At 41.4% G+C, this 23,496-nt stretch carries 22 protein-coding genes and 2 pseudogenes; 15 read left to right on the top strand and 9 right to left on the bottom strand.

Translation table 11 applies throughout. From position 1 onward, the window contains the following. The first annotated feature begins 23 nt into the window (after positions 1–23). From AC1DOK_RS04330 to AC1DOK_RS04310, 5 genes are all read left to right on the top strand, one after another. Positions 24–908, top strand: coding sequence for an ROK family protein (locus AC1DOK_RS04330; protein ID WP_477553000.1), 885 nt, complete (start codon positions 24–26; stop codon positions 906–908). 36 nt (positions 909–944) lie between these two features. Beyond that, a complete protein-coding gene (locus AC1DOK_RS04325; protein ID WP_477552999.1) occupies positions 945–1,799 on the top strand; it encodes a MurR/RpiR family transcriptional regulator in 855 nt (284 codons plus the stop codon). Positions 1,800–2,188: 389 nt separating this feature from the next. Further along, positions 2,189–2,908, top strand: coding sequence for a 3-ketoacyl-ACP reductase (locus AC1DOK_RS04320; RefSeq protein ID WP_477552998.1), 720 nt, complete (start codon positions 2,189–2,191; stop codon positions 2,906–2,908). Positions 2,909–3,112: 204 nt separating this feature from the next. Continuing rightward, complete coding sequence (locus tag AC1DOK_RS04315; protein WP_477552997.1) at positions 3,113–4,198, top strand: SPFH domain-containing protein; 1,086 nt, start codon at positions 3,113–3,115, stop codon at positions 4,196–4,198. Between the two features lie 13 nt (positions 4,199–4,211). Beyond that, complete coding sequence (locus AC1DOK_RS04310) at positions 4,212–5,312, top strand: TFIIB-type zinc ribbon-containing protein (protein ID WP_477552996.1); 1,101 nt, start codon at positions 4,212–4,214, stop codon at positions 5,310–5,312. Positions 5,313–5,398: 86 nt separating this feature from the next. On the opposite strand, the gene AC1DOK_RS04305 is transcribed toward AC1DOK_RS04310, so the two are convergent. After that, positions 5,399–5,983, bottom strand: a complete 585-nt coding sequence (locus AC1DOK_RS04305) for an NAD(P)H-dependent oxidoreductase (RefSeq protein ID WP_477552995.1) — start codon at positions 5,981–5,983, stop codon at positions 5,399–5,401. A gap of 194 nt (positions 5,984–6,177) precedes the next feature. Here AC1DOK_RS04305 and AC1DOK_RS04300 point away from each other — a divergent pair. Continuing rightward, positions 6,178–7,142 (top strand): annotated as a pseudogene (locus tag AC1DOK_RS04300) (carbohydrate kinase family protein). Here AC1DOK_RS04300 and AC1DOK_RS04295 read toward each other — a convergent pair. Both AC1DOK_RS04295 and AC1DOK_RS04290 read right to left on the bottom strand, forming a co-directional pair. Beyond that, entirely contained in the window at positions 7,113–8,078 is a 966-nt protein-coding gene (locus AC1DOK_RS04295) for a 1,4-dihydroxy-2-naphthoate polyprenyltransferase (protein ID WP_477552994.1), read from the bottom strand. The pseudogene AC1DOK_RS04300 and the gene AC1DOK_RS04295 overlap by 30 nt on opposite strands. 187 nt (positions 8,079–8,265) lie before the next feature. Further along, the gene (locus AC1DOK_RS04290; protein WP_477552993.1) at positions 8,266–8,970 is read right to left on the bottom strand and encodes a DNA alkylation repair protein; all 705 of its coding nucleotides are present in this window, start codon (positions 8,968–8,970) and stop codon (positions 8,266–8,268) included. Between the two features lie 168 nt (positions 8,971–9,138). Between AC1DOK_RS04290 and lspA the strand changes: the two genes are divergently transcribed. The 8 genes and pseudogenes from lspA to AC1DOK_RS04250 form a co-directional block, all read left to right on the top strand. Next, the gene (gene lspA / locus AC1DOK_RS04285) at positions 9,139–9,627 is read left to right on the top strand and encodes a signal peptidase II (RefSeq protein WP_477552992.1); all 489 of its coding nucleotides are present in this window, start codon (positions 9,139–9,141) and stop codon (positions 9,625–9,627) included. A gap of 18 nt (positions 9,628–9,645) precedes the next feature. Next, positions 9,646–11,211, top strand: coding sequence for a hypothetical protein (locus AC1DOK_RS04280; RefSeq protein ID WP_477552991.1), 1,566 nt, complete (start codon positions 9,646–9,648; stop codon positions 11,209–11,211). 239 nt (positions 11,212–11,450) lie between these two features. Next, entirely contained in the window at positions 11,451–11,915 is a 465-nt protein-coding gene (hutP, locus tag AC1DOK_RS04275) for a hut operon transcriptional regulator HutP (protein ID WP_477552990.1), read from the top strand. An 86-nt stretch (positions 11,916–12,001) separates the two neighbouring features. Continuing rightward, positions 12,002–13,549 carry a histidine ammonia-lyase gene (gene hutH / locus AC1DOK_RS04270; protein WP_477552989.1) on the top strand — a complete coding sequence of 516 codons (1,548 nt, stop codon included), beginning with the start codon at positions 12,002–12,004 and terminating at the stop codon, positions 13,547–13,549. Between the two features lie 26 nt (positions 13,550–13,575). After that, entirely contained in the window at positions 13,576–15,240 is a 1,665-nt protein-coding gene (gene hutU, locus AC1DOK_RS04265) for a urocanate hydratase (RefSeq protein ID WP_477552988.1), read from the top strand. Next, the gene (gene hutI, locus AC1DOK_RS04260) at positions 15,240–16,547 is read left to right on the top strand and encodes an imidazolonepropionase (protein ID WP_477552987.1); all 1,308 of its coding nucleotides are present in this window, start codon (positions 15,240–15,242) and stop codon (positions 16,545–16,547) included. Before hutU ends, hutI begins: the two co-directional genes overlap by 1 nt. Next, positions 16,544–17,515, top strand: a complete 972-nt coding sequence (locus tag AC1DOK_RS04255; RefSeq protein WP_477552986.1) for an agmatinase family protein — start codon at positions 16,544–16,546, stop codon at positions 17,513–17,515. The genes hutI and AC1DOK_RS04255 overlap by 4 nt, the downstream gene beginning before the upstream one ends. 140 nt (positions 17,516–17,655) lie before the next feature. Then, a pseudogene (locus tag AC1DOK_RS04250) lies at positions 17,656–17,763 on the top strand (VOC family protein); the annotation flags it as partial. Positions 17,764–17,917: 154 nt separating this feature from the next. On the opposite strand, the gene AC1DOK_RS04245 reads toward AC1DOK_RS04250, so the two are convergent. The 3 genes from AC1DOK_RS04245 to AC1DOK_RS04235 form a co-directional block, all read right to left on the bottom strand. Next, positions 17,918–18,535, bottom strand: coding sequence for a hypothetical protein (locus AC1DOK_RS04245; protein WP_477552985.1), 618 nt, complete (start codon positions 18,533–18,535; stop codon positions 17,918–17,920). Positions 18,536–18,729: 194 nt separating this feature from the next. Continuing rightward, the gene (locus tag AC1DOK_RS04240; protein ID WP_477552984.1) at positions 18,730–19,119 is read right to left on the bottom strand and encodes an Asp23/Gls24 family envelope stress response protein; all 390 of its coding nucleotides are present in this window, start codon (positions 19,117–19,119) and stop codon (positions 18,730–18,732) included. 37 nt (positions 19,120–19,156) lie between these two features. After that, positions 19,157–19,882: a Crp/Fnr family transcriptional regulator gene (locus tag AC1DOK_RS04235; RefSeq protein WP_477552983.1), complete on the bottom strand. Its 726-nt coding sequence runs from the start codon at positions 19,880–19,882 to the stop codon at positions 19,157–19,159. Positions 19,883–20,203: 321 nt separating this feature from the next. Here AC1DOK_RS04235 and AC1DOK_RS04230 point away from each other — a divergent pair, with 321 nt between their 5' ends. Then, on the top strand, positions 20,204–21,646 hold the full coding sequence (locus AC1DOK_RS04230; RefSeq protein ID WP_477552982.1) for an ankyrin repeat domain-containing protein: 1,443 nt from the start codon (positions 20,204–20,206) through the stop codon (positions 21,644–21,646). Between the two features lie 41 nt (positions 21,647–21,687). Here AC1DOK_RS04230 and desA read toward each other — a convergent pair whose 3' ends face one another. From desA to AC1DOK_RS04215, 3 genes are read right to left on the bottom strand one after another with little or no spacing between them, the layout of a single operon-like run. Then, positions 21,688–22,713 carry a Delta(5) desaturase DesA gene (desA, locus tag AC1DOK_RS04225; RefSeq protein WP_477552981.1) on the bottom strand — a complete coding sequence of 342 codons (1,026 nt, stop codon included), beginning with the start codon at positions 22,711–22,713 and terminating at the stop codon, positions 21,688–21,690. Between the two features lie 4 nt (positions 22,714–22,717). Then, complete coding sequence (locus AC1DOK_RS04220; protein ID WP_477552980.1) at positions 22,718–22,915, bottom strand: helix-turn-helix transcriptional regulator; 198 nt, start codon at positions 22,913–22,915, stop codon at positions 22,718–22,720. A gap of 51 nt (positions 22,916–22,966) precedes the next feature. After that, positions 22,967–23,449, bottom strand: coding sequence for a DUF6773 family protein (locus tag AC1DOK_RS04215; RefSeq protein WP_477552979.1), 483 nt, complete (start codon positions 23,447–23,449; stop codon positions 22,967–22,969). Positions 23,450–23,496: the final 47 nt, after the last annotated feature.

Below are 23,496 nucleotides of genomic sequence, written 5' to 3'. Positions count from 1 at the left end.
CTCGTGAAAGGAACGATGAGGGAATGAGAATAGTTGCGGTTGATATTGGCGGAACGAATACCAAGATCTGCCTTTGTGATGAACAAGGAACGATCGATCAATTTTCAGAGTACGAAACTGAAAGTCTCAAGGGCGGACCGTATGTCATTCAAAAATTGCTTAATCAGATATCAATGTATAATGATTTTGACGCGATTGCGATTAGTACAGCAGGACAAGTGAATTCCGAAGAAGGTTACATTGTTTATGCGAACGAGAACATACCTGATTACACTGGAATGAAGATCAAAGATATTCTTGAAGCCAGGTTTCATAAGCCCGTTAAGGTAGAGAATGATGTGAATGCGGCCGCATTAGGTGAGGCACATTTCGGTGCGGCTAAAGAGTTCAAAAATTTCTTATGTTTGACTTTTGGTACGGGTATCGGCGGGGCCATTATCATGGATCGACAAGTATACAAAGGCGCTAATGGTGTAGCTGCTGAATTCGGGCATATTGTGACTCACCCACTGTCTGAACAGCTTGACATTGGCAACAAGCCTTACTATGAAACCTTTGCTTCAACTACAGCTCTAGTAAAAAAAGCAAGAGAAGTAGATCCTGAGTGTATCAATGGAAGAATTTTTTTTGGTAAAATACATAAAGGCGACAAAAAACTACAAGCGATTCTGGACGATTGGATCGATGAAGTATCGATCGGACTAGCTTCGCTTATTCATATCTTCAATCCAGCGGCAATTATTATAGGCGGCGGCGTGATGGAGCAAGAGAGTTTAGTTCGGATCATTGAGGCAAGAACAAAGGCATTAATCATGGAAAGTTTTACAGGAGTACAAATCCTTAAAGCTTCTTTGGGCAATAAAGCAGGCATTCTAGGAGCTGTTTCCTTATTCTCACAGAAGGAATAGCCAGAAACTATAATTTAAGTAAAGGGGGGTGGGGACATGCGTAAAATCAGTATTTATTCTTCCATTCATTCGAAATACAACAACTTTACCAATACGGATAAAAAAGTAGCGGACTACGTTCTAGACAATATGGGAAGTGTCGTTTATATGTCTATTACAGATCTCGCGGAGGCATGTGGTGTAGGTGAATCAAGCATATTTCGGTTCTGTAAATCACTCAGCTATAAAGGCTATCAAGAATTTAAAATTGCCCTCGCCCATAGCATAACGGTTGATCATGAAATACCACAGCTGACGGATCATGTACGGATGACTGATTCGATTGAACAGGTTGCTTCCAAGGTGTTATCGAACAATATCAGCGCACTTAACGAGACCTATAACTTGATTAATTTTGAGGATATCGATAAAGCAGTTAATCATATCGTGAATGCGGATCGTGTCCTATTTTTTGGCGTTGGCTCTTCATTCGTAACTGCATTGGAAGCTAAAAATAAATTTATGCGCATAACAAACAAAACGGAATGCTCCATGGATTCACATCTTCAAATGATATCGGCAGCGTTAATGACCAAGCGTGATATCGCTGTTGTTATTTCTTATTCAGGTTCAACTAAAGATTCGATCGAACTGGCGAAGAAGGCTAAGGAACGCGGGGCAACCGTTATTTCGATTACGAGATTTATTAAGTCCCCACTAACCTCTTATTCCGATCTTACCTTGCTATGCGGTGCTAACGAAGGTCCTCTACAGGGTGGATCCTTATTAGCCAAAATTTCGCAGCTCTATTTACTAGATATTCTATACGTAGAATACTTCAAAAGAACGCATGAAGAGTCTATTCTTAATAAAGAAAGCACAGCAGCGGCAGTTAGTGAAAAAATGCTCTAACAAGAGGTAATGCATCCGTCTTTATGATCGGATACGCTTCTACAAGATCGATTAACAGGAAATCCTCCCACTAATGTCACTACACTCGGCTCGGCTAATATAACAACTGGAAATTGTCCCGCTATTTCAAGGGTATTACTCTTAGAACAGATAAAACTATTGAAATAAACGGAGGAATTCCTGTTATTCCAGTGAAATTTTTAATTATTCTGCAAATAAGGGGAGGAATTCCTGTTAGACTATATAATAGACACAGCGAACAGAGAAAACGGGTTTTAATGCATTCATACGTGAGCACACTAACTCACTTTATCTTCCCCCTCATAAAAGTATATAATATAGACACATCACAGTTATGCATCGAGAATTGACGAGGAGAGTGAGCTTGAATGAGTTTGCAAAATAAGACAGCGATCATCACTGGCGCTGGTAAAGGTATTGGCAAAGCAACTGCAATCGCACTTGCTAAAGAAGGGGTTAACATTGGTTTATTAGCTAGAAGTAGTTCAGATTTACAAGCCCTTCAGCAAGAGTTAACCGCTGCATATGGAATTAAAGCTTACTATGCTACTGCAGACGTCGCTAACAAGTCTGCAGTTGACTCCGCTATTGCATCATTAATTGAACAACTCGGATCCGTAAATATTCTCATTAACAATGCTGGAATTGCTTCGTTTGGTACTGTGCTTGATATGGAGCCAACGGAATGGGAACGCATCATTCAGGTCAACCTTATGGGAACTTACTATGTAAGCCGTGCAGTATTGCAAGCTATGATGGAGCAAAATGAAGGAAGTATCATCAATGTTGCTTCCACTGCTGGTGAGAAAGGCTTTGCTACAGGTTCCGCATACTGTGCATCTAAATTTGGCGTACTCGGCTTAACAGAGTCTCTATTACAAGAAGTTCGCAAATCGAACATTCGTGTTACTGCTATCACACCTAGTACGGTAAATACTGACCTAGCTGTAAATGCAGGCCTCAAAATTGGTGATGAAGATCGTATGATGCAGTCCGAAGATGTTGCTGAGTTAATTACTGCGACATTGAAGTTACCTCAACGCGTTTTTATTAAGAGCGCAGGTATTTGGACAACCAATCCTCAGTAGTAAGCTAAGTGAATAAATAGAATACCTATACAGGGTTGTTCCAGAAGTAGCTTGGCTGCGGATGGAACGACCCTTTTTACTTATAAAATGCTGTGACTACAGTCTAGTTCCTGATTCTTACATCGTTACCAAAACCAACTTTATATCGTATAATAATATTAATAGGCTCTTATGGAATATCACTTCATAATTGGAGGTTGACTCATGGGATTATTTTCATTTATTAAAGGTCAATTTATTGAAGTAATTGAATGGACAGAGGATACAGATTCTATTATCTATCGCTTCCCGGTTTATGATAATGCAATCAAAATGGGCGCACAACTTACGGTTCGTGAGTCACAGGCTGCTATTTTTCTGAACGAAGGGCAAATCGCTGATGTGTTCGGTCCAGGACGTTATACGTTAAGTACACAGAATATGCCTGTCCTCACTGCATTAAAGTCGTGGGCACATGCATTTAATTCACCATTCAAAGCTGATGTATTCTTCGTCAACACAACTAATTTTACAGACCAAAAATGGGGAACGACCAATCCAGTTCTCATGCGGGACCAAGAATTTGGTGTTATTCGATTGCGCGGCTTTGGAAACTATTCCTTCAAGGTTAATGATCCTGCTCGATTCATGAAAGAAGTATTCGGGACGAAGCAGCAGTTCAGCCCTGAGCAAATTACTGGTTTTCTAAAAACTGTAATTGTCTCTGGTGTGAGCGATCTTCTTGCAGAATCGAAGATTCCTGCGCTAGACCTCGCTATTCATTATAACGAGCTTAGCCGTGATGCTAGTGAACGACTACGGCCACATTTTGACGCGATTGGTCTGGATCTGACCGCCTTCTTCATTGAGAATCTATCACTTCCAGATGAGGTTGAGAAAATAATTGATCGTAAATCCTCTATGAACATTGTTGGCAATCTGGATCAATATATGAAGTATCAATCTGCTGAAGCCATGCGGGAATTAGCGAATAACCCTGATTCAGGTATCGCTGGTGCAGGAGTTGGTCTTGGTGCTGGAATGGCAATGGGACAAATGGTCAATCAGATGATCTCTAAGCCAGATGCACAACCTGTGCAGCCCCAAACCGCACAGCCAGCGAATGGCACTCAATCTACAACTAATGAATCCACTGTCGATTGCAGCAATTGCAGTCATCAGTTACAGGCTAATGATAAGTTTTGTCCGCAATGCGGAACTTCTCGTCCTGTGCAACTGTATTGCACGCAATGCGGCAATAAGCTTGATGCTAATATGAAGTTCTGCTCCAATTGTGGCACTAAAGTATAAAGGGTGAGCGAAGATGAACGCGCAGGAAGCATTGGCCCATTTCCCTTGTCCGGATTGTGGCGGTCAAATGGTATTCGATACCGAAAGCCAGAAGATGAAGTGCATGTATTGTAGCAATGAATCAGCGATTGACAATTCGGGTGAAGCGCCTATCGAACACGAACTTGATTTTCATGGAGACAGTGATGCTTCGTTAACGGATTGGGGTACCGAGCAGCAAGTCATCCACTGTGAAAACTGCGGAGGCGAAATATTGCTTCCCATCCAGCAGACTGCAACTGCTTGCCCGTTCTGCGGATCAGCCAAAGTGCTTCCACAAGGGAGTCCAAATAGCATCCGGCCAGAATCAGTCATACCTTTTCACATCTCCAAAGAGGAAGCAACAACCGCATTTCATGCTTGGAAACGGAAAAAATGGTTCCTTCCTAATAATTTTAAGAAACGGAACACGAACTCAAGCTTAAATGGTGTCTACATCCCCTTTTGGACTTTTGACTCCTATACCGCATCATCTTATACAGCCGAAGTTGGGGTTTACCATTACCGTACTGAGACAAGAACTCGAGTAGTTGACGGGAAGACGGAGACCTATACCGAAACCGTCAAATATACCGTGTGGCATTGGACAAATGGCGATTATGAGCGTGAATTTGACGACATCCTAATCCCGGCATCAGCTAAGCACGAGACCAAACTGTTAGAGAAGTTCAATGACTTCGATCTCAACCAGCTTGTTAGTTATAAGCCTGAGTTCTTAAGCGGTTTTATTGCGGAACGATACTCCGTCTCTCTACAAGATGGATGGACTTACGCTAAGAATCGTATAAATGATACACTCGAGTCAGAAATAAAAGCAGAAATTGGTGGCGATGAAATTAGAAATCTTTCCATCTCTACACGATATTCGGACAGGACTTATAAACACATTCTACTGCCTATTTGGACCGCAACGTACAGCTACAATGGCAAAACCTATCGCTATATGGTGAATGGAGAAACGGGCAGCGTCTCTGGTCATGTGCCTAGAAGCGCACTAAAAATTACATTATTCGCACTTATATGTCTAGGCCTTGCGGGCCTAGCAATTTACTTGTTTATGTATTATCAGAATTAGATTAGGATCAACTAGGATCACGATAAATCCAAGTTACTAAAAAACGGGTAGAGACCTAATCATTCTCTACCCGTTTCATATTATAGCTACCCAAACAAGCTACCCAGTTTATCTTCAACTTCCTTTAGCATTTGCTTCCGCGCAGCATCATCGATGTAAGGAACACTACCAAAGAATAAATGCCCAACGGGCTCAATTCCAACAAAATCGAAAATACCCGTTTCAATTATTTGCGCAATACTCTTTGTCATTCCATTTTCATTATAATAATCTTTAGACTGACCATGCGTATTAATGATAAAACCCTTTTTGCCAGTTAATAGCTTAACGATCCCATTTTCATCTGAGCCATAGGCAAAACCATGAGAGAATACGCGATCTACATATCCCTTAATAATAGCTGGGAGCCCTGCCCACCATACAGGATAAATGAAAATAATCACATCCGCTTGTGTAATGAATTGTTGCTCGGTTTTAATGTCAGCTGGGACATTCCCCGATCTAAACGTAACGAAATCTTCACTTGAAAGTACCGATTTAAAATTTAGAGCATATAGATCACGCACGACAACTTCATGTCCTTTGCTCTGTAAGGTGTTCACCGCTGTTTTCAGTATGGCGTTATTGAAGCTAGCTGGATTCGGATGTGCATATACAATAAGATGATTCATTGTCACTGTCCCTCCCATAATGTTCACTATGGTTGAATATTTCCCCGAATGGAAAGTGACTATCCGAACATGCTTCAGGCAATTATTAGTTCTAAAGATGAAGCATAACCTTAAGCTCTAATGCTTATCTTTACATCCCCAAACGATTGACATAACATTATGATCAACGAACATCAGATGGGAGTTTTATTTCAATGAAACAGGCTAACATCATCACTTGTATTGGCGAGTTGCTGATAGATTTCTTTTGTACAGACATCAATATTAATCTGATGAATGGAGCATCCTTTATGAAACAAGCAGGTGGTGCACCAGCTAATGTAGCAGCCGCGGTCTCCAAACTAGGAGGAGCCTCTGCATTCGTCGGCAAAGTAGGTAATGATCCCTTCGGTGACTTCTTAATTGACGCGCTTAACCAAGCGAATGTAGATACTTCCATGATTTCCAAGGATAAGATACTCAAAACAACACTTGCCTTCGTATCCTTACAGGCAAACGGAGAGCGTGATTTTGTATTCTATCGGGGTGCGGATGAGAATTTATCAGGCGATGATTTCGATGTGGAGCGAGTTATGGCGTCATCCATCATTCATTTTGGATCTGCGACAGCTCTGCTTAGCGGAGTATCTAGAGCTACCTATCTAGCTTTAATAGAACAAGCGTATCAAGGGAATGTATGTGTGTCATTTGATCCGAACTACCGCTCTAACTTATGGGAGGGTAAGGAAGCTGAGTTCGTGCAATTGGTACAACAAGCTCTTCCTTTCTCCCATTTTGTCAAAGTTAGCGATGAAGAATTGCAGCTTATCACAGGCAGGCATGATATTTATGAAGGCATAAAGCGCCTACACGAACTAGGCGGGCAGACCATAGCAGTTACCTTAGGTAAGAATGGGACGCTCCTATCTACTGGTAGTCATCAATGCATTGTACCCAGTATGCCTATTCAATCTATTGATTCCACTGGTGCTGGTGATTCTTTTGTTGGCGCTACTTTATATCAGCTGTCTTTGTCTAATAATCCGATTAAGCATAGTCAAGATTTCGAAGCCATGAAGACGATTATTGCTTTTGCTAACCGAACCGGATCGTCTGTACCAAGATCGGGGCAATCTCCGCTTTGCCAACATTAGAAGAGGTTGAACAGTTTGGGAGCTAGCGCCGCTATCCCAATCACTACAATCCGAGTGCAATTGATCAGAACAAAGTTCTTAACCGCTAGAACGAAAGTATGTTGCTTCGTTTGCTTGGCAGTAAATAAACGAATGTTCTTACGGACTGGAATAAAGGTCGCTGCAATAAGCAAGATCAAGATAGGATTCACACGTAATAGAAGCAATATAATTACATCAAAGTAAGAGATATAATACACATATTTAAATAGCGATAACGCTCCTGACTTACCGATAAATACAGGCAGCGTATATCGCTTATTCTCTAGATCATCTTCCATATCGCAAATATTATTAGCTAACATAATGTTAGCAATCCCTGTAATTGCCGGAATCGAGATCATAAACACAAGTAAAATCTCCACAATATTCATATGTAAACTGATATATCCACGATCCCAAAGCAAGGCAACTAATTGTCCATTCGGAACCTCAATATGTACCGAAACAAAAATAATGACAAAACCCATAAATAACCCAGAGAACAGCTCCCCAAGTGGCAATCTAGAGATGGGAACAGGCCCAAAAGAATATAGAATACCAATCATAAAAGACAGACCGCCTAGTAGTAAAACGATGATGTTGGTGCTTAGAAATAAGATAAAACCAGTTCCCATAGCGATGATTAGAAGAGTAGCAATCAGCGTTAAGACCGTACTCTCTTTAAGCTTATATTGAACGATGGCATTATGAACTTCATACCCATAACCATACTTTTTGAGGGCTTTTTTGTAATCCATATAATTATTAATCGCTGTCGTCGCCATATCAAAGCTAATTAATGCAATAAACATCAACAGAAAATGATCCAACTGAAACGCTTGAAACCGGAATATAGCATATACAGTCCCTATGGCAAAAGGTACCATACTTGCTACTTTTGTTTTAATCTCAACTAGCTCAAAAAAGCTTTTTAATGTCACACTACCACTCCTTGCTGGCTGAACGTGATGTATTGATAATGTTTCTTCAAATGGATGATCTCATCCATCCTCAAAAAAACTCCCCCCATCTATAAAGGAAGAGTTTCTATTCTACTCTTAATTTGTGGTATAAGCTATATACTGGTCTCAATCTATCCTGCTATCCCGCTATCCCGACATTAGCCTTCTAACAAATACACGTCTTTCGCTTATTGCCTAATCCCCGTTCCTCTACTTTCGCTATATAGTCTGTAGCAAGTGGTACTTTGCAGGCCGTTTGTCCAACATTTACTTGTACCTTACCAATCTGTGAGGCAACCCGCTTCGCTTCTTCATTCAAAGCGATCACATAGGAACCGACTGATATAACAAATGAATTCATTGTATAACGAACACGATTTTTTTCCTGCTGAATGGTGGATTCGACTCGTTGAAGTAAAGTTCGAATTTCTTCCATGTCCAGGTTTTCATCAGGGGCCACCGATACATAGTTAGCGTATGTACTCCATCCACATGTCGCAATTATTTCTTCATCAGAATCGATCCATTCTCTCGCTAACTCAGCTGCATATGGACTTTCTGCCGTTATTTTCGCTACCGTATATTCAGCTGGCGCATACCAATTCGCTTGCTTCACCCATTGCCCAAGGGTTTCCTTCGTGACTAGCTTCGGATTAACTGTCAGTCCAGCTAAATACATAGCATCATAGTTGCCTGTCTCATATAAAGTGAGCGCTAGCTCTTGATCCTTCTTAACATACTTGACGAGCTTCTTCATATCCCCAACTTTCACTCCGAATAGAGGCTCCTTCGCTCCATGCCGTAAAAATGTACTCTTCGTTTGCTCGGTTCCCATTGCTTCAAGCTTCTGCATAACGTCTTCTAAATTCATCCCTTACACCTCTTCTTCATCCTATCACTTACTTCTCTTTTCTCTATTAATGTTAACATCTCCTTCATTAACAATGCAGACTCTTTTTGTGCTACAATAACGTAAAGTATATAGTCATTTTATGACATTTTAATGGGGAGTTGCAGCACTTAATAAAGGAGGAAATCCATGTACTACTATCTAATCGCTTTACTCGTATTTGCTATCGATCAAGCATCCAAATGGATCATTGTGAAATACATGGATATTGGACAAGAGATCAGTGTCATCGGCAATTTTTTTCAAATTACATCTATACGAAATAAGGGTGCAGCCTTTTCTATACTAGAAGGTAAGCGTTGGCTCTTATTGATCGTTACACTCATCGCAATCGTTGTGATCATCTGGTTTATTCATAAAATGAAGTCGGCTGGAAAACAATTACTTCCACTTGCTCTGAGTTTTGTTCTAGGCGGGGCTGCAGGTAATTTTCTTGATCGTTCGATATTTGGTGAGGTAGTCGATTTTCTACAATTTCATTTTGGGTTTATTGATTATACGTTTGCGATCTTCAACCTTGCCGATGTAGCGATTACATGTGGGGCAATCCTTATTGTATTGGATTCAATTCTTGACTCTCATAAAGAAAAGAAAAAAATAACGCAAGGTATCCAATAAATTGAGGTGCTGCCAATTATGACGAAGGCTAAAATTTCATTGTTCTTTGGAGCTGGCGCAGAGATTGGATATGGCTTACCTTCAGGCGGTAAATTTGCACTTGACCTCTTTAGAACATCAGTCGATGAAGATAAAGCTGAATTCCGTCGACAGCTTGAAAGAATCAGTAACACATCAACCTATGCTGCCAAATGGTTGCCGAGCGGTTATCTCAAGAAGCGAGTTCATGTGTTTGGAAAAAGTGATTTTGAAGCTATTATTGCTTCAAGCTTAGAATATAGACGAGAAGACATCATGTCCTACTTGGATGACTTTGATATTCATGTGATGCGTATCCTTCGTAATTGGCATCTGACTGAAGATCAATTGCGCGATAAATTCCAAGAGACTACCCAAGATGACATTGGGGATGTTCTTTATGGACAAGCGGTTAAATTAAATACGCGTCTCGCAGAAAGCGTTAAGCTATTCGAGTCGGTATTCTTTTCAGCTATGTTAAGAACCTTGGAGCATAATCCAGAGAATCAGTGTCTTCAGCGCACAATTAGAGCTATATTAGAGCTTCTTGTTGGATCATGTGGTCAACGACTCATTTCTAAGCTTAATGAAGAGTTATTTGAATCGGCGCCTGATAAACTATCCGTCTTTGACGATTTATCAGGTGTCTTTAGTCTGGATTACCGCAGTGTAGGACAGACCGGTATGGAAATTGTACTAGGAGATGCCGCTCGCCCTGTTACCCCAGACCATTCATTAGAGGAAATTATCATCGAACTTGGAAGGACTATTCTTGAGGATATTTATGCCAAAGCAATGGATTATCAGGCTCTGATCGATAGTCATTTTAGGTACCTATACAACCCCAAAGCTCATTGGGCGAAGTTTACGCGTATTAGTATTTTTCTACATACAGTAAGAAGATATATTAGTCATCATAACAACATTGATCCGGGTAAGCTTAGTCATGGTCCCGGCTATTATCATGATCTATTATCGCTTGCTGAATATGCATCTATTATTGCCATTGGAACTACGAACTATAATAGTTTTGCTCAGCAAGTACTAGAATCAAGCACGCTCTCATCTGTACCTATCTATCATTTAAATGGAAGTGTGAATGAATTCTATGACCCTTATTGCAACAGCCTACTAGTAGATGAACAAGTAAACGAACAAGAGCAACTACTAGCGGAATATCCACACATCGTCGTACCCTTTATTTTTACACAGAGCGGAATTAAGCCTCTTACCTCCATCACAATGTCCCGAAGGTATGTTGAGCTGTATGATCGATTCAATGATTCAGACATCATTTGTATTATTGGGTATGGGTTTAACGGAGATGATGGTCATATCAATGGACTGTTCCGATCACTTGCGACTTCAGGCAAAAGATTAGCCATTCTCCACTACGGCAATGAGCATGAATCTTTTCTCAAAAGAGAATATCAAGCTAAGCTGAGACTCCCATCATCTGATAACATTGATATATTCACTATTAACAACGACCGAGCAAATCAAGATCAAATCTGGTGGAAATCTGTATTACAGAGGTATGCTATGTTTCCGACTAGTGTGGTATAGGAAGCTAGCTCTACTTCAATACCATACAGAATGCCTTCTGGCATCCTGTATTTGTTTCGTTAACACGAAGAATCGATCATACATAAGATATAACAAGTAAATAATCTTAATAATTAAATTAATTTGACAACTATCTGATCCGAGACTTACACTGAAAACAAGAAACCAAGCGAACAGCCACTTTAGTTATTTAGTTGTTTAGTTACTTAGACATGGCCTTTACTTGTGTGAGAGGAATGATGAAAGTCGTTGAACTAGAAAGCAATTCGTTCTCAATGGGGAAGTTAACCTGTCTATTAGCTATGCTGCACCAGAACAATTGGGGCAAAGAAGTCGAGAATGAGCTGATCGCTAGAGGATATCGTTATACGGTTGGTAAAGTAGGCTCGATGGATATCGTTAAAGTCGTTGCTGCTATTGAAACGGCTGCGAAAGCGAAGCATATTATTGATGAAAACCAATATCGCGAGGTTCATGCCCTCTATCACACCATTATCGAAGCTATACAAGGTATTGGAAGAGGGACAATCCAGTTTGGTGAAATTCTAAGAACGGTTGGGTTAACTTTTGCCATTGTTAGAGGAAATGTCGATAAGCCAGGTCATCAGGGTGAATGGATTAGTGTCTGTGTGTATGGATCGATCGGCGCACCCAAAAAAGGTTTCGAGCATGATACGCTTGGGTTTGGATATAACCATATATAATCGGAGACCATAGTCTTTTAGTGTTTAGGGGTCAATACCTTTCTTTGGTATTGGCCTCTTTTATTTATTCTAAGGAGCTGATCAGCATGCAACAGACGTATACAGCGAATCAGGTAATCTTGCTAGATGGATTGTCGCTTACCTTACACGATGTTATTCAAGTGGCACGCCATAAATGTCCCGTTGGACTTACAGAAGCAAGCAAACTTAACATCACTAAAAGCAGGGATTACGTTAACAAAATACTCCTAGAAAAGAAAGTTGTGTACGGACTTACGACAGGTTTCGGAAAGTTTAGTGACACCTATATTTCAAGTGAAGATGCCAAACCCTTGCAGGTCAATTTAATCCGGAGTCATGCCTGCGGAATTGGTAACCCACTGTCCGAGGAAGTTGTTCGTGCGATCATGCTGCTTCGCATGAATGCCCTCGCACAGGGATATTCAGGTGTAAGACTAGAGCTTATGGATACAATCGCCGCCATGTTAAATAAGAATGTAATCCCTGTTATTCCTGAGAAAGGTTCCCTTGGTGCTAGCGGGGACTTAGCTCCTTTGGCACATTTTGCGCTCGTTGTTATGGGAGAAGGTGAAGCGTATTACGAAGGAAAGCGAATGACTGGACTCGAAGCAATGTCACTTGCAGCGATCAAACCAATCTCTCTCGAAGCGAAGGAAGGACTCGCTCTTATTAATGGAACACAAGTAATGACCGCTATTGGTACTATTGCTTGCTGGGATGCCTTGAACCTTGCCAAATGGGCAGACTGCATCGGTGCTCTGACCTATGAAGCACTATTAGGCGTTAGAGATGCCTTTGACCCTGAGACACATGAGCTGCGCCCGCATAAATTCCAGCAAATCGTAGCGAGTAACCTCATACAATTAACACAAGGAAGTCAGCTAATTACGACTCAAGGGGAGCTGCGTGTACAAGATGCGTACTCGCTGCGCTGTTTACCACAGGTTCATGGTGCAAGTCGTGATGCACTAGCGTACATTGCTGATAAATTACAGATTGAGATTAACTCCGTCACCGATAATCCTCTGATTTTTGCAGATAAGAATCGTGTGATTTCAGGAGGTAACTTTCACGGTCAGCCGATTGCACTGAGTATGGATTTCTTATCGATTGCCATGTCGGAATTCGCTAATATCTCTGAACGCAGAATTGAGCGCCTGGTTAATCCACAATTAAATGAGAAGCTACCTCCATTTCTAACACAGCATGGTGGCGTACAGTCTGGTTTCATGATCGCCCAGTATGCAGCTGCTGCACTTGTTTCCGAGAATAAATCGTTAGCTCACCCGGCTAGTGTAGACTCAATCCCATCATCTGCTAACCAAGAAGATCATGTCAGTATGGGAACCATCGGAGCACGCAAGGCTGCGCAAATCATTGAGAACGCCTACTATGTTCTAGCAATTGAGCTTTTGTGTGCATCACAAGCTATCGAGTACAGAGATCCGAATCGATTAGGCAAAGGAACGAAGTGGGTTTATACGAACTGCCGCAATCATGTTGCTGCTGTAACAGATGACCGTGTGCTTTCTGCTGATTTTATAACCATGGTCAATATGATGAAATATTTAGGTGCTTTAGACGAATTAAGTGGTCTCGTTCATCTTCAGTAATTCAATTTAAGTAGGAGGAAATTGTCATGACACAGCAGAACCAAGCTATGATTCAAGCACCTAGAGGAACAACCCTTAATACCAAAGGCTGGGTACAAGAAGCCGTACTTCGTATGCTCATGAATAATCTGGACCCTGAAGTAGCCGAGTATCCGGATAAACTTGTCGTGTATGGAGGAATTGGCAAGGCAGCTCGTAACTGGAACAGCTATCACGCCATTGTAAAGGAACTGAAGCAGCTCGAAGATAATGAGACACTGCTTGTCCAATCCGGCAAGCCTGTTGCTGTATTTCGCACACATAAGAATGCGCCTCGCGTGCTATTAGCCAATTCGAATATTGTCCCTGCATATGCGAATTGGGATACATTCCACGAATTAGATCGCAAAGGGTTAATGATGTACGGACAAATGACTGCTGGAAGCTGGATTTATATCGGAACACAGGGCATTGTACAGGGCACATATGAGACGTTCGCCGAGTGTGCAAGGCAGCATTATAATGGGAGTTTAAGAGGTACGATTACGGTGACTGCTGGTCTTGGTGGAATGGGCGGTGCACAGCCTCTAGCGGTTACGATGAATGACGGCATTATGATTGCGATTGAAGCAGATCCTACCCGAATTAAGAAAAGAATCGATACTCGCTACTGCGATATCATGGTCGAATCACTCGATGAAGCGCTCAGGCTTGCTCTAGAAGCTAAAGCAGCAGGCAAACCACTCTCTATTGCATTGCCCGGCAATGCGGCTGAGGTTCTACCCCAAATGCTTGCGCGAGGCTTCATCCCTGACATCATTACTGATCAAACCTCAGCTCACGATCCACTTCATGGTTATTTACCACTTGGACTTTCAATTGAAGAAGGAATAGAGCTTCGCCAAACGAATCCAGAGGCATATGTCACTCGGTCCAAAGCGAGTATGGCGATTCATGTGCAAGCTATATTAGATATGCAGAAGCAAGGTGCGATTGCATTCGATTATGGCAACAACATTCGTCAGATCGCCTATGATTCAGGGGTTGAAAATGCGTTCTCATTCCCCGGATTTGTTCCTGCTTATATTCGTCCTCAGTTCTGTGAAGGTAAAGGACCTTTCCGCTGGGTCGCTTTATCTGGTGATCCTGCAGATATTTATAAGACGGATGAAGTGATCTTGAGAGAGTTCGCCCACAATGAGCATCTATGCAAGTGGATTACCATGGCACGTGAACGCATAGCTTTCCAAGGTCTTCCCGCTCGAATCTGCTGGCTAGGCTATGGTGAACGGGCTCGTTTTGGCAAAATAATTAATGATATGGTCGCTTCAGGTGAACTCTCAGCTCCTATTGTAATTGGGCGCGATCATCTAGATGCGGGTTCAGTAGCTTCTCCGAATCGGGAAACCGAAGCTATGCTGGACGGCAGTGATGTCGTTGCTGATTGGCCGATTCTGAACGCTCTAATTAATACAGCAGCAGGCGCAAGCTGGGTATCTGTTCATCACGGTGGAGGCGTAGGTATGGGATATTCGATTCATGCTGGTATGGTCGTTGTAGCCGACGGAACGAAAGATGCAGAGGAACGGTTAGAACGAGTGCTTACAACTGATCCTGGTATGGGAATTGTTAGACATGTAGATGCGGGTTATGAGCTTGCCGTACAAACTGCAAAGGAACGCGGGGTTCATATACCCATGCTGGATATCTAATGGAACATAATCGAATCGATCTACTCATACGTAATATTGGCGAACTGGTCACGATGAAGGGAAGTCCAGGACCTCGATCGGGTGAGCAAATGTCGCAAATCGGAGCTATACGTAACGGAGCAATTGCAGTCCGTGATGGCAAGATTATTGCCATTGGTACAGAGCAAGAAGTTCGCGAAATGACTAAAGGTATGTTAGTAACACAGGAGTTAGATGCACAAGGCAAGCTCGTTACACCGGGGTTAATTGATCCACATACCCATCTTGTCCATGGCGGTTCGCGTGAGCATGAGTTAGCGCTGAAGTTAAAAGGTGTATCCTATCTAGAAATTCTGGCTCAAGGAGGTGGAATTCTGAGTACGGTCCGCTCTACTCGTCAAGCAAGTGAAATAGAGCTTTATGACAAAGCCAAAGTAAGCCTCGATACAATGCTACTACATGGAGCAACAACTATCGAAGCCAAAAGTGGTTACGGATTAACCTTAGAGGATGAACTCAAGCAATTACGAGTGACTCAACAGTTAAATCAATCTCATCCTGTTGATCTCGTATCAACGTTTATGGGCGCTCATGTGGTTCCGACTGAATATAAGCAGCAGCCATCTGCCTACATTGATTTACTTATCCAAGAAATGCTACCGGAAGTTAAACGTCAAGGACTAGCTGAGTTCTGCGATGTGTTCTGTGAACATGGTGTGTTTAGTGTTGATCAATCCCGCCGCATTCTAACTGCAGCGAAGGAGCTAGGTTATGGGCTCAAAATTCATGCCGATGAAATTGAATCGATGGGCGGGGCACAGCTTGCAGGAGAACTCAAATGTATATCAGCGGATCATTTGATCGCAGCGACTGATGAGGGCTTACTAGCCATGCAGCGGTCAGGAGTTATTGCCGTATGCCTCCCTGCTACCTCATTTAACCTGCGACTGGGTCACCATGCTAGAGCTCGCAGAATGATTGAGCTTGGTGTCCCTGTTGCCTTATCAACTGACTATAACCCAGGAAGCTCACCAACTGAATCGATCCAGCTCGTTATGACACTCGGATGTCTGAATTTACTCTTATCACCCGAGGAGGTAATCACAGCTGTAACGATTAATGCCGCTTATGCCATTGGTAAAGCAGATACCATAGGCAGTCTAGAGATTGGCAAGCAAGCAGATATCGCTGTGTTTAACGCAACTAATCTAGCCTATCTACCCTACCATTTTGGCATTAATCATATTCATAGTGTGATCAAGAATGGTCAACTTGTTGTCTCAGATGGACACTTAGTTTATTCGCGGATAGAGGAGAGATTCCATTGAACTATATCGAGCTTCTAAATCCACCTGAAATCACTCGCCATTCTAATATGCAAGATCCATTCGAGACCAAGGTAGCTAGCTGGCTGACCTCATGGAATGGAACTGAACCTGTAGATATTGGCTTTATTGGCGTTCCCTTATCCAAGACATCCATAAGTGTATCAGGAGCTTCCACGACTCCCAATGCCTTACGAGAATTACTTTCGAATGTCACCACTTATAGCATGGATCATGACGTTGATCTACAGGAGCTTTTAGCCAGAGATCTCGGTGATATTCAAATGCATCTAACTGACCTCATTCAATGTCATACGAATATCGAGCAAGGATTAACAAATATTTATAAAAAAATGCCTAGCTTATTTCCTATCATAGCTGGTGGTGACCATTCCATTACATGCCCTTCGATTAAGGCATTCAAACATAAAATCGGCGGTCATGTCGGTATTATCCAACTCGATTCCCATATGGATGTTCGCAGCTTAGCGCATGGAGGGCCTACGAATGGGACACCTATTCGTGGATTAATTGAATCCGGCACAATCGATGGGCAGCATATCGCCCAAATCGGAATTCATAGCTTCGCTAACTCGAAGCCCTACCGAGAATATGCCCTCTCGCACGGAATTACACAATTTACGGCGAGGGATGTTTACTTAGAAGGAATAGAATCTCTCGTGAACAAGGCTATACAAGTTGCAAGTAATGGAACAGATGCGATCTATGTAACAGTTGACATGGATGTACTTGACCAAGCCTATGCACCTGGAGTACCTGCAATGGTACCAGCCGGAATGACCTCCTGGCAGCTTTATGAAGCAGTCTTCCTACTAGGCAAGCATCCTATGGTTCAAGGGTTTGACATCGTCTGTGTCGACCCTCTGCAAGACCCTCGTAGAGCAACCGTTCGGATGGCATTGTATGTGATCTTGAATTTTCTCACTGGATATAGCAAACGATCCGTTTAGCCTTCAGTCAGGAGAAATACTAGAGCTTCCGGTATTGGACAATTAAATAACAATGCACCTCTGTAGCCAAATAAACAACAAATGCGCCTCTGTAGCTAAAACAGCTATAAGAGGTGCATTTTCATTTTAAAAGCATAGATGGCGAAGTGACAGTAGAATTGCAGGATACATTCTTTGGAGCCTTACACGGTCAAGTAACCGACGGTTTGAATAAGATTAGCTGGGTGCTCAATTGCTTTAAGAAATAATATGCAATCGAATCAATTTCATAAAACCTTTAGCTGCTTCAATCAAGGCTATATATAGATCAAAACGGTTTAATTTGTCTATATATAGTTTCAATTTAATGGTTTCAATGAGTTATGAAATTGATTCAATCACCTGTACTTTTCTATATTTGAGTCATTCGCTTTTCTTACTGGGCACATTGAACGTAATCAATACAATCTCTTCAATTTTCTTTACAACTTGATTCGCCCCGAATCCCACTAAGAAACCGAAGCTAATCTGAAAGTAAATCGATTGTGTATTGTCTCCCGAAGTATTGATCTCTTTGGCTAATGACAAGAATCCTGCATTAAGCATTGCTAGAACGACAACAGCGAGTGCACCACCCAAGAATGGTTTATACATAAAAGTGGCAAGCCACAGCTTGATCCGAAAAGGATCAGTAAGCTCAACGTTATCAAAGGCAACTTGCCGCGTAAGCTTCGTATATAAACTACGCAAACCAAAGAAGGTACTCCCAAGTAATCCCGAGCAGAAAACGCTAAACAATATTTTGTTCATCAAAAATTGTTTAGCTAAAGCTTGTGCTTGAGGTGTGTCACCACTAGCTTGAGTAGTTCCAAAAATAGACACGACAACTTGGTCATTAATCGCAGGGAAGAGGACAATCGTACACCCGATAATCAGAAATAAACTAAATAGTATCGTGCAGACCAACAATACCCTATCTACTCGACCAAATCGATCATAAATATGTCGCTGCGGAGCTACAGTTGTAGGTGAATCTGTCACGAAGGGCACCTCCTAGCAATTGTTTATTGCCAATAGATACCCATACATATGCTAATACACTCGTAGATAGCACAACATCACATGATATGAAAAGGAGTTGTACTTGTTGTGCATCAAAAGGATAAGAAAAAAAGCCACACGTATTTGTATGGCTTATATCTATTCCATTTAATTAGATCCTTAGATCTTTCAATTTAGATCAATCTAGGAGAATCACTTGGCATTTCTTCGTCTTTAAAAGCGACTCCTTCTACATGAACATTGACCTGAACAACAACTAGGCCAGTCATCGTTTGTACTGCTTCTCGAACCTTAGCTTGCAATTGTTTGCATACTTCATGTATCGGAAGTCCATATAACACAACCACACGCAAATGAATGATTGCTTCAACTTCACCCACTTCAACTGTAACGCCTTTTTGCACATTTTTCCCGGTTAGTCGCTTAGCCCATCCTTCTGATAATCCACCCGACATCGCGAAGAAACCTGGCGTCTCTATAGCAGCTAAACCAGCGATTGTGGCAACAACATCGTTTGCAATTCGTACAGTTCCGTTTGATGGTGAGACATTCTCTTGCTTCATTATGTTATCCTCCTTGTGATGTGAAAACTATTATTTTCTAGAGCCTACAAATACTAGATGGACATCCTTCGCAGTGACAGATTTCCTGAAGTTCAGATAAATTCTTAATGATGTATAATCCATCTTGAATTTCAATTATCCCACTATTACGCAAACCCATCAAGATACGATTAACACTTTCACGTGTTGCTCCAATAATTATCCCTAATTCTGCGTGGGTTATCTTCTTGTTTATCACAATATGTTGACCCTGTCGTTTACCATAAGAATTACTCATACGAATCAAGGTTGAAGCTAACGCCCCTTGCTTGCCATAGAGCATTAAATCACGCATCTTCATTTGCGTTAAGCTATGATTCAGTCCCATCCACTTCATAAGTTCAATGGAAAAACTACTATTTTGACGTACGAGATTCTCTAAATCATTCTGTGAAATAACACCGACAATTGAGTCTTCAACAACTTCAGCTGTTAAATGATGTATTCCTGTTTGAAATAAATCCACATGTCCTAATAAATCCCCTGAATGGTAGGTGTACATTCTTAGTTCCTTACCTTCTTGGGTAGACTTTGTTGTTATCACATTACCGTTCTTAATATAAAACAGGGACCCTGTCGCATCCCCTTCCCAAAACAAATTCCAGCCTTTTCTAACAAACTGCTCCGTCATGATCGTAGATAATAGCGCCTTATTTTCCTCGGAAAAACAGCTCGTATTACCTTGCGTCTCTTGAATATCTAAATTTTGAAGTTTAATGATCATGACCTCCTATTTTATAGCAGAATTTATGAATCGAACCCTATAATTTCTTTGCCATACGCCAATAATCCTGTGATAAATATCACAGGATTATCTTACCATAGGAACTATGAATTTAACAGTTTTAGTGCCGAAGCTATTACTGTAACATTTTTACTATTCTCGTAATACTATATTACAATGCTATATTGGTATGCGCTATTACGGAGTTAGATGAACATCTAACTCAGCCCTATCTGATGCCTATCGCAACTTTTAATAGAATTTTGCGTTAATTATTATGGGATTATTTTACTTATTGATGTTGTGTGAGGAGGAATGGCTGTGAAGCGATTATATCCACTATTGATTGGCTTGCTGCTAGTTTTAAGTACGACGTACCAGCACGAGGTACCCTTTACACAAACGAATACAACCTCCTATAAAGAACGGGTAATCCCTTTTACAGAGAAACTTTATGCAGCCGCAGAATCCGGGGATATTGAGGCTATTGAGCAAATGCTTCGTACAACGGTCGATATGGATATGAACGAGGTTCTAGCGGAAACCATCCTTCAATCCCCTCATAACCCACTTGGGACGGAGACGAAAATTATCCAAGCCCTCATGTCACAAAATATAGCGATCAACCAAACCATAATCCCATATAACAGCACCCCTCTCTTGTTAGATGCACAATTAACAGGTAATGGGATGGAAATATTAATAGACAACGGTGCACGTATAAGTGTACACAATGATCGTGGTGCAGCTGTTTTAAGTGCTGTAGCCAAAATAAACAGACCCTCCTTGATTATGCTTTTGCTTGATAATGGCGCAGATCCTAGAGCACTGACAGCAGATGGGTTAAATCCATTTATCCATATGTTTTGGCCCAATACTCCCTTATTCAGTGAAATAACCGTAACCAAAGTAAGCTTTCTTCTTAATGCTGGAGTAAATCCTAATGTCATCATTCCTGGTACACAGCAAACACTTCAAGCGTTTCTTATTGAAAGATCAACGCCACCGGATTCAGCAATCCGCCAAACTATTGAACTCATTGCGCAGAACAACCTCAAAAATCATGCAGGTTCGGTGATCTGGAGTCCTTATCCGAATATAGAATGGAAATCTCCGCCAACACCTATAGAATATCAGAAGCAGGTTGAACAATTAACTGAAGAACTCTATAAAGTCGCAACAGGTAGATCAACGGAGGATATTAACAGACTCATTGATGCAGCACAAGATATTGATCTCAATGATCTTCTGGTTGAAACGATTATTCAGTCCATGCACAATCCATATGGCCCAGAAGAATTAATCGTACAGGAACTGTTATCCAGAAATATCGATGTGAACTACACAAAGAATAACAGTACACCTCTACTTATGGATTCCTATATCACTGGTAATGTTGTGAAAATGCTAATTGAGCATGGAGCAGACGTAAACGCGGTAGACGAGGATAATGGTTCGACAGCCCTCATACATATAAGCTCCAAAGGTAAAATAGACCTTGTGAAGCTCTTACTTGAGAACGGTGCCGATGTGAATGCCCAATCTAACAACGGCTTTACACCTCTTCTCGCTGCGATAATGCCCTGGTTCCAATCCTACACGAATGATACAGTCGAAACCATTCAGGTATTGCTCGCCGCAGGTGCCAGTACCCATGTAACCTTAGAGAATGGTAGGACGATGATTCAATATTTAAATGATCTCTACGAGGGTAAGCATCCGATCGTCAATCAAATTATTGAGCTTCTTACTAACACAAAATAATGCCAAGGCAACGTCTAGCATCATTGCCTTGGCATTATGGTTTACTTGTATTTAACTTGACTGTCTTGTTTGGTTACATACCGCTTAAGATCCTTAAAGCCTACAAACTTCTTAATTTTCGTATCCCAAATCCGGTACTTAAGCGATTCAAGACTGGTCGTCAAAGTAATAGTCTGTACTTCTCTTAATTTGGCATTCGTATTATGAACCTTCTCGAGGTAATAGTTAGGTACTCGTGGACTTAAATGGTGAATATGGTGATAGCCAATATTACCTGTAATCCAGTGTAAGAACCGCGGAAGATTATAGAACGAGCTACCTTGTAAGGCTGCTTTCGCGTGATCCCAGTTATCATCCTCTTCGTAATAACCTTCTTCAAACTGATGCTGTACATAGAACAGCCAAATACCTGCAATACCTGAAACAAGGAAGATCGGGCCTTGAAGCATGAGTACCTCTTTCCAGCCAAACACCAGGCAGAGCGTCCCTAATAATGCAATGATCCCAAGGTTAGTCACATACGTGTTAATGCGCTCTTTACGCTTTGCACCCTTACGGTTAAACCGATAGTCAAAGAGAAAAATAAAGATCGGCCCTAAGCCAAACATTACTAACGGATTACGATACAATCGATAGGTTAAACGTTGCAACCAAGTGGCTGCCAAATACTCATCCACCGTCATCGTCCAGATATCCCCGGTTCCACGGTGATCCAAGTTACCGCTTGTCGCATGGTGAACAGCATGACTATACCGCCACTGCGAAAAAGGAACAAATGTCATAATACCGGTTATCGTCCCTACAATCGCATTCGCTTTTCTATTCTTAAAGAACGAGCCATGGCAGCAATCATGAAAAATAATGAAGGTGCGGATTAGAAAACCACCTGCAACAATCGTAATAGGAATTGTCAACCAATAAGAAACCTCAAGGCTCCAATAAGCTACACCCCAAAGGATTATATAAGGTACGATTGTGTTTATTAATTGCCACACGCTACTCTTCATATGTGGTCTTTCATAAGGTGCGACGTCTTTGCGCCAACTACCGTGCTCGTCATGTTCCATTCTACTATTGCTCCTCCCAGAATAGGTCATCCAATGTTTTGGACAAAGCCTTACAAATCGCAACACACAAGCTTAAACTCGGATTATATTTCCCTAACTCAATTAACCCTATTGTTTGTCTAGATACACCTACCGTTTTGGCTAACTCATCCTGCGATAGATCTTTCTCCACTCTTGCTATTTTTAACTTCAAATTCTTCACCTAAACATCACCTCACCCATTTCTATCCCTTATGCAATCAGGTTTCTTGGGTCACTCTTTTCTGAACTTCTTAGCTAGAACATGTCTCAGGGCTACAAACCCTGCAAAACAAGGAATATAAATGATTAGAGATACGAAAAATACAATAATGAAATACCAGATATAATTGGAATCATTCCCGTATTTCATCGAGCTCCTAACTCCGAGAAAAATAGCGATCGCTACACCGACCCCTAAGCCAAGGATCAGTTTCTTGACACTCATAGGAAATTTACTTGTACGAGTCTGAAGTTCAACCTCGTCTGCATATAAGCCAAGATATACGGATTTAACCCCGTAATAAAGGGCTGGCAAGATCATAATGAGTAGCTCTGCCGTTATGAGTAGAATACTAAATCCATAAATGAAGGATTTAACTACAATCGACACAAAGCATAACAACATTGCGATGATATAAGCCTCTTTATAAATTTTGTTTTGTGTACTTACAACTCGCTCATCAACATGTTTTTTGGTTTTTTTGAATAATCCCATAACTTCAAACCTCCCGGGATTTATGTTGCACAAATTACTGATAATAA

The organism is Paenibacillus sp. P5_B5, from assembly GCF_056400365.1.
Note: the sequence above shows the minus strand (reverse complement) of the source record. Positions and strands in the feature narration are given on the sequence as shown.

Coding starts and splice junctions, on each gene's coding strand:
- hutH (WP_477552989.1), top strand. CDS start 12,002: ATGCAACAGACGTATACAGCGAATCAGGTAATCTTGCTAGATGGATTG.
- AC1DOK_RS04330 (WP_477553000.1), top strand. CDS start 24: ATGAGAATAGTTGCGGTTGATATTGGCGGAACGAATACCAAGATCTGC.
- AC1DOK_RS04315 (WP_477552997.1), top strand. CDS start 3,113: ATGGGATTATTTTCATTTATTAAAGGTCAATTTATTGAAGTAATTGAA.
- AC1DOK_RS04325 (WP_477552999.1), top strand. CDS start 945: ATGCGTAAAATCAGTATTTATTCTTCCATTCATTCGAAATACAACAAC.
- AC1DOK_RS04215 (WP_477552979.1), bottom strand. CDS start 23,449: ATGGGATTATTCAAAAAAACCAAAAAACATGTTGATGAGCGAGTTGTA.
- AC1DOK_RS04320 (WP_477552998.1), top strand. CDS start 2,189: ATGAGTTTGCAAAATAAGACAGCGATCATCACTGGCGCTGGTAAAGGT.
- lspA (WP_477552992.1), top strand. CDS start 9,139: ATGTACTACTATCTAATCGCTTTACTCGTATTTGCTATCGATCAAGCA.
- AC1DOK_RS04235 (WP_477552983.1), bottom strand. CDS start 19,882: ATGATCATTAAACTTCAAAATTTAGATATTCAAGAGACGCAAGGTAAT.
- AC1DOK_RS04280 (WP_477552991.1), top strand. CDS start 9,646: ATGACGAAGGCTAAAATTTCATTGTTCTTTGGAGCTGGCGCAGAGATT.
- AC1DOK_RS04290 (WP_477552993.1), bottom strand. CDS start 8,970: ATGAATTTAGAAGACGTTATGCAGAAGCTTGAAGCAATGGGAACCGAG.
- AC1DOK_RS04240 (WP_477552984.1), bottom strand. CDS start 19,119: ATGAAGCAAGAGAATGTCTCACCATCAAACGGAACTGTACGAATTGCA.
- hutU (WP_477552988.1), top strand. CDS start 13,576: ATGACACAGCAGAACCAAGCTATGATTCAAGCACCTAGAGGAACAACC.
- hutP (WP_477552990.1), top strand. CDS start 11,451: ATGAAAGTCGTTGAACTAGAAAGCAATTCGTTCTCAATGGGGAAGTTA.
- AC1DOK_RS04310 (WP_477552996.1), top strand. CDS start 4,212: ATGAACGCGCAGGAAGCATTGGCCCATTTCCCTTGTCCGGATTGTGGC.
- hutI (WP_477552987.1), top strand. CDS start 15,240: ATGGAACATAATCGAATCGATCTACTCATACGTAATATTGGCGAACTG.
- AC1DOK_RS04305 (WP_477552995.1), bottom strand. CDS start 5,983: ATGAATCATCTTATTGTATATGCACATCCGAATCCAGCTAGCTTCAAT.
- desA (WP_477552981.1), bottom strand. CDS start 22,713: ATGGAACATGACGAGCACGGTAGTTGGCGCAAAGACGTCGCACCTTAT.